At 42.6% G+C, this 14,542-nt stretch carries 12 protein-coding genes; 9 read left to right on the top strand and 3 right to left on the bottom strand.

Annotated features, from left to right (window positions below; genetic code table 11):
* Window positions 1-10: 10 nt before the first annotated feature.
* Window positions 11-523 (bottom strand): ClbS/DfsB family four-helix bundle protein, encoded by a 513-nt coding sequence (locus FE005_RS03930; protein ID WP_003128966.1) that lies wholly within the window; start codon window positions 521-523, stop codon window positions 11-13.
* 11 nt (window positions 524-534) lie between these two features.
* On the bottom strand, window positions 535-990 hold the full coding sequence (locus FE005_RS03925; RefSeq protein ID WP_060815327.1) for a VOC family protein: 456 nt from the start codon (window positions 988-990) through the stop codon (window positions 535-537).
* A 78-nt stretch (window positions 991-1,068) separates the two neighbouring features.
* Between FE005_RS03925 and FE005_RS03920 the strand changes: the two genes are divergently transcribed.
* Window positions 1,069-2,004 carry a YafY family protein gene (locus tag FE005_RS03920; protein ID WP_138371362.1) on the top strand — a complete coding sequence of 312 codons (936 nt, stop codon included), beginning with the start codon at window positions 1,069-1,071 and terminating at the stop codon, window positions 2,002-2,004.
* 118 nt (window positions 2,005-2,122) lie between these two features.
* Here FE005_RS03920 and FE005_RS03915 read toward each other — a convergent pair whose 3' ends face one another.
* On the bottom strand, window positions 2,123-3,898 hold the full coding sequence (locus FE005_RS03915) for a sigma-54-dependent transcriptional regulator (protein ID WP_138371361.1): 1,776 nt from the start codon (window positions 3,896-3,898) through the stop codon (window positions 2,123-2,125).
* 181 nt (window positions 3,899-4,079) lie between these two features.
* Between FE005_RS03915 and FE005_RS03910 the strand changes: the two genes are divergently transcribed.
* From FE005_RS03910 to FE005_RS03875, 8 genes are all read left to right on the top strand, one after another.
* Complete coding sequence (locus tag FE005_RS03910) at window positions 4,080-5,303, top strand: four-carbon acid sugar kinase family protein (RefSeq protein WP_096711085.1); 1,224 nt, start codon at window positions 4,080-4,082, stop codon at window positions 5,301-5,303.
* A gap of 20 nt (window positions 5,304-5,323) precedes the next feature.
* A complete protein-coding gene (locus tag FE005_RS03905) occupies window positions 5,324-6,481 on the top strand; it encodes an iron-containing alcohol dehydrogenase (protein WP_081131140.1) in 1,158 nt (385 codons plus the stop codon).
* Window positions 6,482-6,509: 28 nt separating this feature from the next.
* Entirely contained in the window at window positions 6,510-7,538 is a 1,029-nt protein-coding gene (gene pdxA, locus FE005_RS03900; RefSeq protein ID WP_081131139.1) for a 4-hydroxythreonine-4-phosphate dehydrogenase PdxA, read from the top strand.
* Between the two features lie 92 nt (window positions 7,539-7,630).
* Window positions 7,631-8,755, top strand: a complete 1,125-nt coding sequence (locus FE005_RS03895) for an exo-alpha-sialidase (RefSeq protein ID WP_081131194.1) — start codon at window positions 7,631-7,633, stop codon at window positions 8,753-8,755.
* Window positions 8,756-8,897: 142 nt separating this feature from the next.
* A complete protein-coding gene (dapA, locus tag FE005_RS03890) occupies window positions 8,898-9,806 on the top strand; it encodes a 4-hydroxy-tetrahydrodipicolinate synthase (RefSeq protein WP_081131138.1) in 909 nt (302 codons plus the stop codon).
* 252 nt (window positions 9,807-10,058) lie between these two features.
* Window positions 10,059-11,342, top strand: a complete 1,284-nt coding sequence (locus tag FE005_RS03885; RefSeq protein WP_081131137.1) for an SLC13 family permease — start codon at window positions 10,059-10,061, stop codon at window positions 11,340-11,342.
* Between the two features lie 45 nt (window positions 11,343-11,387).
* Window positions 11,388-11,735 (top strand): 2-dehydro-3-deoxy-phosphogluconate aldolase, encoded by a 348-nt coding sequence (locus FE005_RS03880; protein ID WP_029486217.1) that lies wholly within the window; start codon window positions 11,388-11,390, stop codon window positions 11,733-11,735.
* A gap of 141 nt (window positions 11,736-11,876) precedes the next feature.
* Window positions 11,877-14,498 carry a calcium-translocating P-type ATPase, PMCA-type gene (locus FE005_RS03875; protein WP_254696997.1) on the top strand — a complete coding sequence of 874 codons (2,622 nt, stop codon included), beginning with the start codon at window positions 11,877-11,879 and terminating at the stop codon, window positions 14,496-14,498.
* Window positions 14,499-14,542: the final 44 nt, after the last annotated feature.

The following is a 14,542-nucleotide window of genomic DNA, read 5'->3' as shown; positions in this document are numbered from 1 at the left end:
TTGCCGCATTTTAGGCCATCACCAATCGTTTCCATTTTCTGATTTTTGTTCGGAAATTAGTGAATGGCGCCACTGAATTAATGTGGATCCATTTATACAGGGGCCATTGTGCTTTGGTTGTAGCCCACTTTCTCTGTCCGGGCTCAAACAGTTCGGTATCTGATAGTGTGCTGATCCATTGGCATAGTTCCTCCACCAGTTGGGTCAACTGCTGTTGTTGTTCTTTTAGGGAAAGCTGCCCATAGCGCTGATAAAATTGATCATAAAGTGCACCTAACTGATTCCACTTATAGCCTGCTGCTGGTGTTTGCACAGCAACGCCGTTTTTTTCTTGGGCTTCCCAGTCTAATAGAAGATGGAGCCACCCTAGTTGATAAGACAAATTTTCAGAGGGACTTTTATCTACCTCATCATGGTGCTGGTGTCTCCATTCTTCTGGAATCTCCTCAAATTCGGTGATGTATTTTTGAAACGTATCCTGAATGGTTTGGATCAATTCTGCTTTTGTTTGATACTGACGCATTGATTTTCCTCCTACTCATCAGAAAGTGTTTTTTCTTTGGTGATTTGAATGACCAAACCAAACGGATCTTGCAAGATGGCATAGAAGTCCGCAAATTCATTTTGAATAGGAGACTGATAGATCTTGCTCAATTGGTGTTGGCTCAATTTCTCGTAAATGGTTTGTGCTTTTTCGATCGTATCCGTAATGACACTCAATGACAAGGTATTTCCTTGCTGGCAAGGAATCCTAGGATCAATGGGTTGATCTGTCAACTGCATTTGCGTCTGGCCTATTTGCAGTACTGCGTGGGAAAGCCAATGCTCGGTGCCAGTTTCAATCACAGTATCGGGAGCCAATTGGGTTTTAAATTCTTGGAACGTCATTTTAAATAATAGTTTTCCATCAAAAATATCCTGATAGAAAGCCAGTGCTTCTGTTCCTTTTCCTTCTAAGGTCAAAAAAAGTGCTACATCGATGGATGCCATAATCAATTCTCCTTTTCTCTATGATAAACTAACTGTAACAGTTAATGGTTTCATTTCATGACACCTTTGGAGGAGAATATGAAAAAAACAGAAAGAATCCAACAAGAAATGTTTTATATCAATGAAAAGAAAGTCTTTCATTTAAAGGAATTGATGGAGACTTTTGCTATTTCAAAGAGCACAGCACTTCGTGATATTCAAGAACTTGAAGCACTAGGGGTGCCACTATATGTCGAGAATGGACGCTATGGTGGTTATCAGGTCTTGCAAAATACGTTGTTGCCGCCCATTTACTTTAGCGAAAAAGAGGTCTTCGCCATTTTTTATTCCTTACAACTATTGAAATTATTGACCGATTCACCATTTGGCGCTACTTATGGCCAGCTACAAGAAAAATTGTTGCATACCTTCCCAAAGGAGAAACAGCAGCAAATCGCGACTATGCTGGATTGTGTGCAGTATGAAGGAATCAGTCAAATCGCCACGACTGAAAATTTGGAACAGTTGTTTGAATGTATTTTGACAAATGCGATCATCACAGTGGAGTATACACGCTACGGTTCGCAACAAAAACGGCTGTTGCCGACTCGACTGATTCTAATGGATGGCTACTGGTATTGTACGGCATTTGATTTAACAAAAGAAGCATGGCGGACCTACCGTTGCGATTTTATGGCATCGATCGTGGTGGAAACATCCTATCAAACCTTGTATGCAAAAGAGGAGTTGCTGGATTCGTACCAGAAGCAAATGCAAACCTATCGAAACATTCCCTTCAAGGCTAAGGTCAGTGAAACAGGGAAAGAATATTTTTTGAAGCATCCATTTTCCAATATGTCTCTTTGCCAAAGAGAAACGGGAACGTGGATCGAAGGGAAATTCGATCAGACAGAATTGCGGTTTATGACCAATTATTTTCTCGGCTTCGGTGAACACGTAGAAATTATTTCCCCAGAGATATTGCGGAAGGATTATTTAGACTGTATCAAAAAGATCATGGCTAGTTATGAGTGAAAAGCGTTTTTAGAGAATCAGAAGTAATGAACAGGGCAAAATCCCTGCTTACACTTTCGACTATTCTTTCAGAAGTGCTAGCAAGGGATTTTTCGTTTTGGTGGTCACTCACTACAACTTACTGCTCTTCTTTCAGGTAGCGCCAGAGGGTGGTTCTGCTGATTCCTAACTGATTCGCTGTCTTGGTCTGGTTGCCTTCATTTTGTTCTAACACGCTCAAAATGATTTCTTTGGTGTAGTCAAACAACGTGGGGTGATGTAAAGGATTTTTGGCAGTAAAATGATCCTTGAGATGGGTAAAATTTTGAACCAGTCGTTCTTTGTTCAGCAATTCTGTGACTTGGTGTTCGGTAATATAATGGGTGCGGGCATTGACCACCAATTCTTTGATACAGTATTGCAGCTGATCGAAATTGCCAGGCCAGTCAAAAGCTATGAATGATTCGAGGGCTTTCGGCTCGAAGCCCATGATTTCTTTGTTGCAGGCAATGTTCATTTTATTCAAAAGCAATGTCGTGATGATACTTAATTCATTTTTTCGTTCCCGAATCGCTGGTGCATAGATTTTCGCACAGTTTAATTGGCTTGCCAGTCGGTTGAAAGTCGTTTGATCCGCTGCTTTATTGTTGTCATAGGTAAAGATCAGCTGATTATGGTTCCGCACATTGGTGGTTTTGATCAATGAGACAATGCGTTCGATTGCTGCTGCGTTCAATTGCTCAACATTCTCAAAGAAAATGGTGTTATGGCTGTCGACAAAGGGACCATTGGTGGCATTGACTAGAAATTTCCAAAGTTTATCTGTGACGAGTTTGCAATTGATCGAGATCAGGTAGTTGGTATTTTTGGTCTGATTTAGATAAATTTGGTAAGCAATATTTTTTTTGGCAGTGCCACTCTCCCCGAAGACAAGATAAGAAGAATAGTAATCTTCGTATTTTTTCACTTCATGCTTGACGTGTTCAGGTATAAATTGCGAAAACAATAACTTTTTTGAAAAACTATCAGCGACTTCTGTTTTTTTCTGATAAGTGATATCTAGTTTGTTGGTTACGGGTGGTGCGCTATTCTCTTGAACAGCGCAGCTGTGATAATGCTGCTGATCGACAGTATACGGTTTGATTAATAAGGAAACATACTTATTTTGTGTTTGCGAGTAGTGCTGGATTTCTTTCTTTTCTGGTTTGGCCTGAAGAACTTTGAGGATCTCTTCTGCAAAATCTGGTTCTAATGTAGAAAATTCAATGGTATACGTATCATCATAAAGCAGCAAGTCTTGCTGTTGACTCAAGATCCCTTTTTCGAGGATCTCTTTTTTGTGTTTGACTTGTTGGACGTGATCAATGATCGACAAAGCGTCTTCATAAGCACTTTTGATGCTTTCCAATCCTGAAGTGATCAAAATCGTGTTCAGAGATTTCAAAAGAGCGATGCGGTTGGTGATGGCATCACATAAGATCAATTCATAATTTTTTTCTGTTAATGTATCAAGGATCTCATTGGCATCAATGGTCTCATCGATGGTGTGGATCTCGATTTTGTATCCTAAAAGATCACAGAGCAAATGGGCTTTTTCGGTGATGCTAGGATAGCCGACGATCGCAAAATTTTGAGTATAATTTTCTGCTAGCCGAATCGAACTTAGAACATCATAAATGGATAATGAGACATCAATGACCGGTAAAGATACAACTTTGCGAATCAGTTTAGCGGTTCCTCCCCGAGAAATGATCGCGTCATAGCCATCAGTATACAGTTTAGCAGCAAGATTTTGTCCTTCGACCAGATCAGCGGTGAAGATGGTCGTTTCCACTTCCGGATATTGTTCGCCGATCATATGCATGGAATGATTTAATTCTTCATAAGGTGCAATACCTAAAATCTTTCGTTTCATCCCTTTTCCCTCCATCAATCAATAGTTGTTTCATATATGAACAATAATAGCATGTAAAATGTAAAAAATATCCCTTGTTTAAGAAATCGTTTCTAAATTAAACGATTTTTCGTTTTTTTAGAATGTAAACGCTTGATTTTTGTCCCTATAATCAAATCATGAAGTACGAGGTGGTGAGTAGATGTTAAAGTTGTTAGTTATTGCAGACGACTTTACAGGAGCACTGGATACTGGGGTCCAGTTTTCGAGACAAGGCATTCAAACGTTAGTCTCAACGGAAACAGTCGTCCAATATAACACACTTCCGCAGGAGATCGAAGTGTTGGTTCTCAATACCGAGAGTCGGCACCTAACTTTTGATCAAGCATATGAGAAGACAAAAACGATTTTGGAAGATGCAAAAGTTGCTCAGGTTCCATTTATTTATAAAAAAGTAGATTCAGCATTAAGAGGAAACATCAGCGCGGAGATCAAAGCGATTCTCGATATGAGCGAACAAGCGGCCCTTCCTTTTTTACCCGCATATCCAGAAATGAATCGGGTAGTGATCGATGGTCATTTATATATAGAAGATGTCTTGGTATCAGAAAGTGTTTTTGCAAATGATCCGTATGAACCTGTGACCGAAAGCAATGTGATGCAGCGGCTGCAGTCGGAAGCAGGGATCAAGGCAATGCTAGTCAAAGACCAGTCGTTGCCGGAAACAGGTGTAATGGTTTTTGATGCACAGACAGATGATATGTTACAGGTCCACGCAAAACGCCTAGCAGAGAACGATCTTTTGGGTATGACGGTCGGGTGTGCAGGGTTCGCAAAGGTTCTCGCACAACAGTTGTTCCCCAACGGCAAAGAAGTAGCTTACAAATTACAAAAGCCAGTAGTGGTTGTCTGTGGAAGCGTCAACCCGATCACAAAGAAACAAATTGAGTATGTTGAGCAAGACTATCCGCGGATTTCATTAACAGCGCAACAACTGTTGCATCCTACCTATTGGCAAACAACCGCAGGACAAACAGAGATTGTTAGTTATCTTCAGTTGATGGAAAAACAGCCATTAGTCATTTTTGAAACCTATAGCGAACAAACAACAGCTGAAATTGTGGCTTATAGCGAAGAAATGGGCTTATCTGCTGAAGCTTGTCGGTTTAGAATAGGGGAGGCATTAGGCATGTTGACCAAAGCCCTTTGGTCACAACATCAAGAGAATACCTTTCTCTTTACCGGCGGGGATACCTTGTTCCAATCAATGAAAGTCTTGGGTGTGACCGGAATCAAGCCGTTGACTGAGATCAAACCGGGCGTTGTTTTATCTGCCATCGAATGGAATAACCAAAAGATGCAAGTGCTTACGAAATCAGGTGGTTTTGGGACAGAAGAATTACTTGAAGAAATTAGATGGTATTAAATGATTAAGGAGGATTTATTATGCTAACAGACTACAGTTTAAAAATGCCAAAAAATATTCAGGCAGGCGAACATGCGCTTGAGCAGTTAAAAGAAATCATTAGCAGTGGTGTTCATAAAATCGTTATTTTCACAGATAAGGGACTTCTAGATTTAGGTTTGGTCGATCTGCCTATTCAAATCATTGAAAAAGCAGGAATCGATTACACGGTTCTTGCTGATATTCCAGCGGAACCAAACTATCACGAAGCGCAAGCAGTAATCGATGCCTTTAAGAAAGAAGCTGCTGACTTAGTGATTGCCGTCGGTGGTGGATCGGTCATGGACGTGGCGAAATTGGCTTCGATCTTAGCAACGGATGACTACACGGTCAAAGATTTATTAGATAATCCATTATTGGCAAAAAAACAAGTACCTAGTTTGATGATTCCTTCCACTGCTGGAACTGGAGCTGAAGCAACTCCTAATGCTATCGTGGGTGTTCCAGAAAAGGACTTGAAGATCGGGATCGTCAATCCTGAAATGATCGCCGACTTCGTTTTATTAGATGGACGGATGATCAAAAACTTGCCAAAACCAATCGCAGCAGCCACAGGTGTAGATGCATTGTGTCATGCGATTGAATGTTTCACATCTGCCAAAGCTAATCCAATCAGTGATACTTTTGCGCTGGAAGCATTGGATTTGATCATGAACAACATTATCGAAGCCTGCACAAATCCAGAAGCATTAACAGCAAAACGGAACATGTTGCTTGGTTCATTTTATGCAGGGGTAGCAATCACAGCATCAGGCACGACAGCCGTTCATGCCCTTTCCTATCCACTAGGCGGCAAATACCATATTGCTCATGGTGTCTCCAATGCGATTTTGTTGACACCAGTGATGAAATTTAATGAACCAGCAATCAAAGACTTACTCGCTGTTGCTTATGATCGTGTCATCAAAGAGGGACATCAAGACTGGTCGGTTGACGAAAAATCAGCGTATATGATCAGCCAGTTAGACGAAATCGTCAAAGTTTTGGAAATTCCAACGAGTTTGAAAACATTCAATGTACCAGAAGAAGACTTGGATGGTTTAGTAGCAGCGGGCATGGAAGTAACACGTCTACTGGTCAACAACAAACGAGAAGTCACACCAGAAGATGCTCGGGCCATCTATCTGCAAATTTTATAATTTGAACTCAGAAAGGATGAAGCGTGTCATGAAAAAAATTGTCGGCATCACAATGGGAGATCCTGCAGGGATCGGACCTGAAATCTCCCTTAAAGCTTTTGCCAAACCGGCACTCTATGACAAGTGCCGCCCATTATTAGTCGGAGACAAAAGTGTTGTTGATTACTATTTAGCAAAACATCCTGAATTAGCTTTGGAAGTGAATGTGATCAGCCAGCCCAAGGATGGGCGTTATGCATTGGGAACGATCGACCTGATCGACTTAAAGATCGTAGACATGGCAACTTTTCACATTGGTGAAGTTTCTCATGTCGGTGGTGACGCAGCGTTTCAATATGTGAAGAAAGTCATCGAGTTAGCTTTAGCCAAAGAAATCGATGCAACGGTAACGAATCCATTGAACAAAGAAGCCATGAATGCTGCCGGTCATCATTATGCGGGACATACAGAAATCTATGCCGACCTAACCGGTACCGATAAATATACCATGATGTTAGCAGATGGCAACTTGCGAGTCGTACATGTCTCGACCCATGTGTCATTACGGGAAGCGTGTGACCGAGCCACGAAAGAACGTGTCCTCGATGTGATTCGTATCGCAGATCAGGCTTGCAAAGATCTAGGGATCGAAAATCCTCGCGTTGCAGTTGCTGGCTTGAATCCACACTGTGGCGAAAATGGATTGTTCGGCCGTGAAGAAATCGATGAAATCAATCCTGCTGTAGAAGCAGCCAAAGCGGAAGGAATCAATGTGTTTGGTTCATTGCCTGCAGATACTCTTTTTTCAAAAGCCAATGGGGGCATGTATGACATCGTCGTCGCCATGTACCACGATCAAGGCCACATTCCTTTGAAACTTTTAGGCTTTGTCTACGATCAAGAAGCACAAAACTGGAAAGCAGTGCAAGGCGTCAACATTACGTTGAACCTTCCGATCATTCGGACTTCTGTCGACCATGGAACGGCCTTTGATCAAGCAGGTAACTGGACGGCTAGTGAAGCCAGTTTAGAAAATGCCATCGATTACGCTATTCGGTTGGCAGAACATTCAAAATAAGCACAAATGCAGCACAACATAAAAATTTGGTTAGGGGGAGAAACACGTTGACTCATTTAGAACAAGTGCGACAATCAGAGCCGAACGGTGTCATGTACCGAGATACATTCTTGAATGTTGATTTTGGTTTGATTCCTACCGGTGGCAACAACACAGCTCACGCACCCGCTTTGATCGAAACAGCAGATGGCGGGATGTTGTGTGGGTGGTTTGCAGGAAGCTTTGAGGGAAGCGGCGACATCTCGATCGTCGTCTCAAAATTAGACCCAGAAACACAGAAGTGGTCGGTTCCCGATACTGTTTCAGAAGGCATAGACCGTAGTGAACAGAATCCGTCCTTTTTCCGGGCGCCAGATGGCAAGATTTGGCTGATCTACACATCCCAAGTCAGCCGCCAAGAAGGAAAAGACAACATGCAGTTCACTTCAATCATCATGGTTCAAAAATCAGCTGATGAAGGAAAAACATGGGGAAAACCAGAAGTTCTCTTTGATAAAGAAGGCACTTTTGGCCGTCAAGGAATCCAAATCTTAAGTAATGGCCGCTGGCTGTATAGCACGTGGCTGTGTGAAGATTCAGCTGATGGGTTGACGAATGACCCTACAGAGTTCCAAGTATCGGATGATCAAGGACAGACTTGGCGTGCTGTTCGGATGCCAGATAGCAACGGTCGGGTCCATGCCAATGTCGTGGAAGTCGAGCCTGGTCATTTAGTTGCCTTCATGAGAAGCCGCTTCGCAGATTTCGTCTACAGCAGTGAATCCTTTGATTTTGGCGATCGTTGGTCTGTGCCGACAGCAACTGTTTTACCTAATAACAATGCTAGTATCAGTGCGATCAAACTGAACTCCGGTGAAATCGCATTGGCATACAATGTCAATGCCGCACCAAATGCTGCTTTTGGACAAGTCGCTTGGCCGGGATTGCGGAATCCAGTCGCTGTCTCTGTAAGTGAAGATTTTGGCAAGACATGGCCGATCGGACGAATTTTTGAAGCTGCAGAAGGCTATATCGGTGCGGAAAACAAAACCAACAATTCACAACATGAATACCCAACCCTTTACCAGGATAGCCGGGGGAATTTACATCTGGTCTATGCCTACCGCAATCGTCTTTGTGTGAAGTATGTTCGTTTCACCGTTGCTGATCTGTTTGGCGAAAAACGGGAATCCGTAGGTGTGTATAATCCAACCTCCGGTGAAGGTGTCGAGAAATAAACAAACGTCGGTAACATTGACGGAAAGACAGCCCAATATCGCGCTTGGTCCCCTGAAAAAAGCGGCAGCGCGGGCATCCGTCAATTTAATGAAAATGAAACCGTATTCCATACGTGTTCTATAAAAGAGGAGAGACATTACTATGAAACCAATCGAATTAAAAGGCATCATCAGCCCTATTTTGACCCCAATGTATGAAGACGAAAGTATCAACTTTGATGAACTGCGCAACCAAGTAGATCGCATGATCGACAATGGGGTTCACGGGATTTTTCCTTTTGGTACAAATGGGGAAGGCTATATCTTGTCTGCAGAAGAGAAAAAGCTTGTCTTAGAAGTCGTTGTTGATCAAACTGCAGGCCGGGTACCGATCTATGCTGGTTCAGGAGCCATCTCTACAAAAGAAACAATCGCCCAAAGTAAAATGGCACAGGCAGCTGGCGCAGATGTCTTATCGATCATTGCACCGAGTTTTGCAGCAGCGAGCCAAGAAGAAATCTATACGCACTACAAAACGATTGCCGAAGCAGTTGATATGCCGATCGTGCTTTACAATATTCCTGCTCGAACAGGGAATGCTATTGCACCAGCGACTGTCGCTCGTCTGGCACAAATCGAAAATATCATTGGTGCAAAAGATTCTAGCGGCAACTTTGCCAATATTTTAGGCTATATTGAAGCAGGAAAGGCAAAAACGAACGGGAAATTCTACACATTATCAGGCAATGACCAATTGATTATCTGGACGCTATTAGCAGGAGGTACTGGAGGTATTGCGGGTTGTGCCAATGTTTATCCGAAAACAATGGCATCTATCTATGACCTTTTCGTAGAAGGCAAGATCGAAGAAGCGAAGACAGCCAATGAACGGATTCAAAACTTCCGCAACTGTTTCAAATATGGCAATCCCAATACCATTGTTAAAACAGCCGCAGCGTTACTTGGCAACAACGTAGGAAAATGCCGGGCACCATTCAACCAAATTCCAGCTGAAGGAATCGAAGCATTGAAAAAAGTATTAGAGGAAGACAAAGCGAAAGGCATGCGTTAAGAAGTCCACAAGCATTTGTTTTGTGTAGGCAAAAGCAGTCTGAGAGGTGTGGCGTAAGGGAGGAATAGCTCAATTTCGCTAGCGTGTTGGCTTTAAAATGAGTTAGCGAATCAGCTAGATAAAGTGCTCACAGGAAGAGTGGTCTTGTCCCTCTCCTTGTGACAGCAGCGAAGGAGCGGATCTGCGTTCATTCACCGCCTAATTTACGTCACCTCTCCTGCACATGCGTATGACTAGAAGTAGGAGGACACTATGACTATTCAAATGATGATTGCATTAGCAATTACCGTAGTAATGATTGTTTTAGTAATGATTGAAAAAATTCCCTTTGGAGCGGCGCCATTATTTGCCTGTTTGTTGCTAGTCATTTTTGGTATTACGGATATTAAAGGGGCTTTTGCCGGTTTCTCGAATTCGACCATCGTCATGTTAGCTGAGTTCATGGCCATTATCGCTGCCCTTGAGAAGACAAGTTTTATCGTCGTTTTCAAAAAAGCCATGTTCTCGATGGCAAACAAAGGTGGCTTCAAGTCTTATATTCTGATCATTCTGGTAGTGATGTTAGGATGTAGTTTGTTCGGAACGGGTTCAACTGCGTATTATGTACTGACACTTGGGTTATTATCTACACTGCCTTATTCAAAAAAATTACCCCCATCAAAAGTGATTATGACTGCGGGATTTGCGACCAATCATCCGTTGATTCCTTTCAATACCGCATTGCAGTATGGGATCGTAATCGCTGTTTTGAATTCTGCTGGGATCATGGCAGAGGTTTCTGTTTTTAAATTTGCAATTGTTAACTTATTTTTATCCATTGGCTTTTTAGTCAATTGTATCATTCAATACAAATTTCTTCCGGATCATCCTACTTCTGAAGACTGCAAAGATGTGGATGTCACTAACGGAAATGTTACCGCTTCCCGTCTGCCGAGATGGAAAGAATTGACGACTTATGGTGTATTTATCTTTGCGGTCATCGGTATGTTGCTACAAAGTAAAATCGGCGATGCCGGCTATGCGATGGCTGGTTTATCTGTTGCGGTGATCTTATTGATTGGTGTCTTAGACTTTAAAGAAATCCGTGATGCCATCAGTGCACCGATCATCTTGATGTCAGCCGGGGTCATTGGTGTGGCAGACGCATTAGGAAGTACAGGATTGACCAATTTAGTTGGGACTTCGGTTGCGGGAATGTTGGGAACCAACGTGAATCCTTTTGTGATGATCTTTGCATTCTGTATTTTGACCAGTCTGTTGGCTACATTAACAGGATCGACCATTGGTACAGTCTATGTATTTACGCCGCTAGCGATCGCTACTTGCAGAAGTTTAGGCTTAGATCCTACAGCCGCAGCTTGCGCCATCGTGATCTCAGGTTGGTGTGGTCACTTCCTGCCAATTGATGGGATGCCAGCAATGATTTTAGGAACTGGGAAATACACAGCCGCACAATTTTGGAAATTTACGATTCCGCAATACTTTATCCGTCTCGTATTTCTAACCGTGGGATCGATTTTGATGTTCCCGATGTAATAACTGAAATCAACTGTTCAACAAGTATGAAAGAGGTGTAAGACAATGGAAAATCACTTTGAATTAGAACATATTGGTATCAACATGGAAAATGAAACCGAAGCACAAGAACTTGCCACCCAACTGAGCATGATCTTTAATCTGACGCCACGACATGGACAGAAATCAGAATTTGCCGGTGACTACTTCGAATGTATGAAAGCACCTTTCTTAGGAAAAAATGGACATATCGCTATGCGGACTTCCAACTTGGAAAGTGCAGTAGAGGAGCTAAAAGCCAAAGGACTCTCCTTTAATATGGATACAGCTGCCTATGATGAAGAAAACAAATTGAAAAATATTTATCTTGCCGGCGAGTTTGGCGGATTTGCCATTCATATCTTAAGAAAATAAAAGCATCCTTTGCGATCTGCTCCTTATTGAATATCAGTCATAGTAGAACGGAATTTCTTTCTGCTATGACATTTTTTGATAAAGGAAGCCAGATTGGTAAAACCGAATGAACGATGAAACTAACATTAGGAGATGAACACAGTGGATTTATGGTTTACCAAATCGAAAGAAGAAGTCTTACGCTCGTTGGATACCAATGCAGCTGCAGGGCTATCCAGTCAAGAAGTTGAAAAAAGGCTGCAGTCTTTCGGAAGAAATGAATTAGAAGTGAAAAAGAAAGAAAGTTTATTGAAAAAAGTGATCGGGCAATTAGAAGATCCAATGATTATCGTACTATTGATCGCTGCTTTTCTTTCTTATGTTTCCAGCGGTTTTGAAGACTGGATCGATTCCGTCATTATTTTGTTGATCGTCGTGATCAATGCCATCATTTCGATCTCACAAGAAAACAATGCCAATAAATCCTTGGAAGCATTACAAAAAATGTCAGCCCCGTTGGCTAAAGTGATTCGCAATGGGAAACTGGAACATGTTGAAACAGCTACTCTTGTTCCGGGAGATATCATTGAATTAGAAGCCGGTGATTTAGTACCAGCGGATGTGCGGATCTTGTCAGCAGCCAATCTAAAAGCAGATGAATCTGCCATGACAGGTGAATCAGTTCCTGTGAACAAAAAAGCACTAGAAGCATTGCCTGAAGATACTGTTTTAGCTGATCGCAAGAACATGCTGATTTCCTCCACAGTGATCACTAATGGGCGTGCAACTTGTGTCGTTACTAGTACCGGGATGAAAACGGAAGTTGGCCGTATTGCGAACATGTTGATCTCTGAAGATGACAATACGACACCGCTACAACGAAAAATGGCAGAAATCTCAAAATTGTTATCAATTATCTGTTTAGGGATCTGTGTCCTGATGTTTATCGTAGGTCTTTTATATAGTCGGCCAATTCTTGAAATCTTCATGATGGCTGTTTCCCTTGGGGTAGCGGCTATTCCCGAAGGACTGGCGGCCATTGTTACGATTGTTCTGGCATTAGGTGTCCAACGATTGGTGAAACGTCATGCCATCGTGAAGAAGCTACCTGCAGTCGAAACTTTGGGGGCTGCTTCAGTGATCTGCAGTGACAAAACGGGTACATTGACGCAAAACAAAATGACCGTAGTTGAAACCTTCGTTCATGGGTCGGCAACCCCGCAGCAACTATTGGCCATCGGAGCATTATGTAATGATTCTAAGTTAACGGTCAATGACAGTGAGTTCCAAGTGACCGGCGACCCGACAGAAACCGCATTTGTCAGCAAAGCGTACGAAGAAAAATTAGACAAAAATGAGTTAGAAGCAAACATGCCTCGTGTGGCTGAGATTCCTTTTGATTCGGAACGCAAATTGATGAGCACGATCCATAAAACCGAACAAGGCTATCGCGTCATGGTCAAAGGAGCACCTGATGTTTTGCTGAATCGCTGTAGGATTGATGAAGCAGAAGCTCAAAAAATTGCTGCTAAAAATGCTGACATGGCATCAAATGCCTTGCGCGTTCTAGGTGTTGCATATAAAGACATTACTGAAGTGCCCGAAGAGCTGACTTCAGAAGACATCGAGAACCATTTGACATTTGTCGGGTTAGTCGGAATGATCGATCCTCCCCGTCAAGAAGTCAAAGAAGCGGTGGCTCAATGTTACGATGCAGGGATTCGCCCCGTCATGATCACTGGTGACCACAAATTGACTGCGGTTGCAATCGCCAAAGAATTGAATATTTTCCGCTCTGGAGATCTAGCCATGACAGGTTCAGAACTGGACATGATGCCGCAAGAGATATTGGAAGAAGAAGTAGAAAAGTATTCTGTCTATGCGCGAGTTTCGCCTGAACATAAAATGCGGATCGTTAAGGCTTGGCAGGCAAAAGGCATGGTCGTCGCCATGACAGGTGATGGTGTCAATGATGCGCCTGCCTTGAAAGTAGCCGATATTGGTTGTGCGATGGGAATCACCGGGACGGATGTGGCTAAAGGGGCAGCGGATATGATCTTGACAGATGATAACTTTGCCACGATCGTCCATGCGGTCGAACAAGGAAGAGGGATCTTCTCCAATATCAAGAAATCGATTCAGTATTTATTGAGTTGTAATATCGGTGAAATCATCACGATTTTCGTTGCAACTGCATTGAATTTCCATCAGATGCCATTAGTTGCGATCCAACTCCTCTGGTTGAACCTAGTCACTGATTCACTACCTGCATTGGCTTTAGGAATGGAACCAGTTGAGCCAGGCGTGATGAAACAAAAACCTCGCGATTCCCGGAAAAGCATTTTTGCTGATGGCTTTGCTGCAAGTATGATCTTTTACGGCGTTTTGGTAGGAGCAATCACGTTGGCAGCTTATTGGTTAGGGGAATACGTCTTGTCAGATCCAACCGTTGCTGACGGCACAGCAAATACGATGGCATTTGCTACACTTGTCTTTGGGGAATTGACTCGTGCGTTTGCTGTCCGCAGCGAAACACGTTCTATTTTCAGCATTGGTGTCTTCTCCAACAGTGCGATGAATAAAGCCTTTCTAGTCAGCTTAGCTTTGCAGTTGGCGGTCTTGTTCATTCCATTCTTGCAAGAAATTTTCAAAGTTCAAAGTTTGACAGGAATTGAATGGGTGATCGTGATTCTGCTCTCATTAGTCCCACTGATTGTTAGTGAATTGACCAAAGCTTTTCGCAGCAAAGACGCGAAAGTTTTAGAAGGCAAACTTTCAATGTAACAAACGTCACTGATTTATCGGCATTTTCCTTTTGGGAAATGCCT

Source organism: Enterococcus sp. M190262, assembly GCF_005843965.1.
Lineage (GTDB): Bacteria > Bacillota > Bacilli > Lactobacillales > Enterococcaceae > Enterococcus_D > Enterococcus_D gallinarum.
Note: the sequence above shows the minus strand (reverse complement) of the source record. Positions and strands in the feature narration are given on the sequence as shown.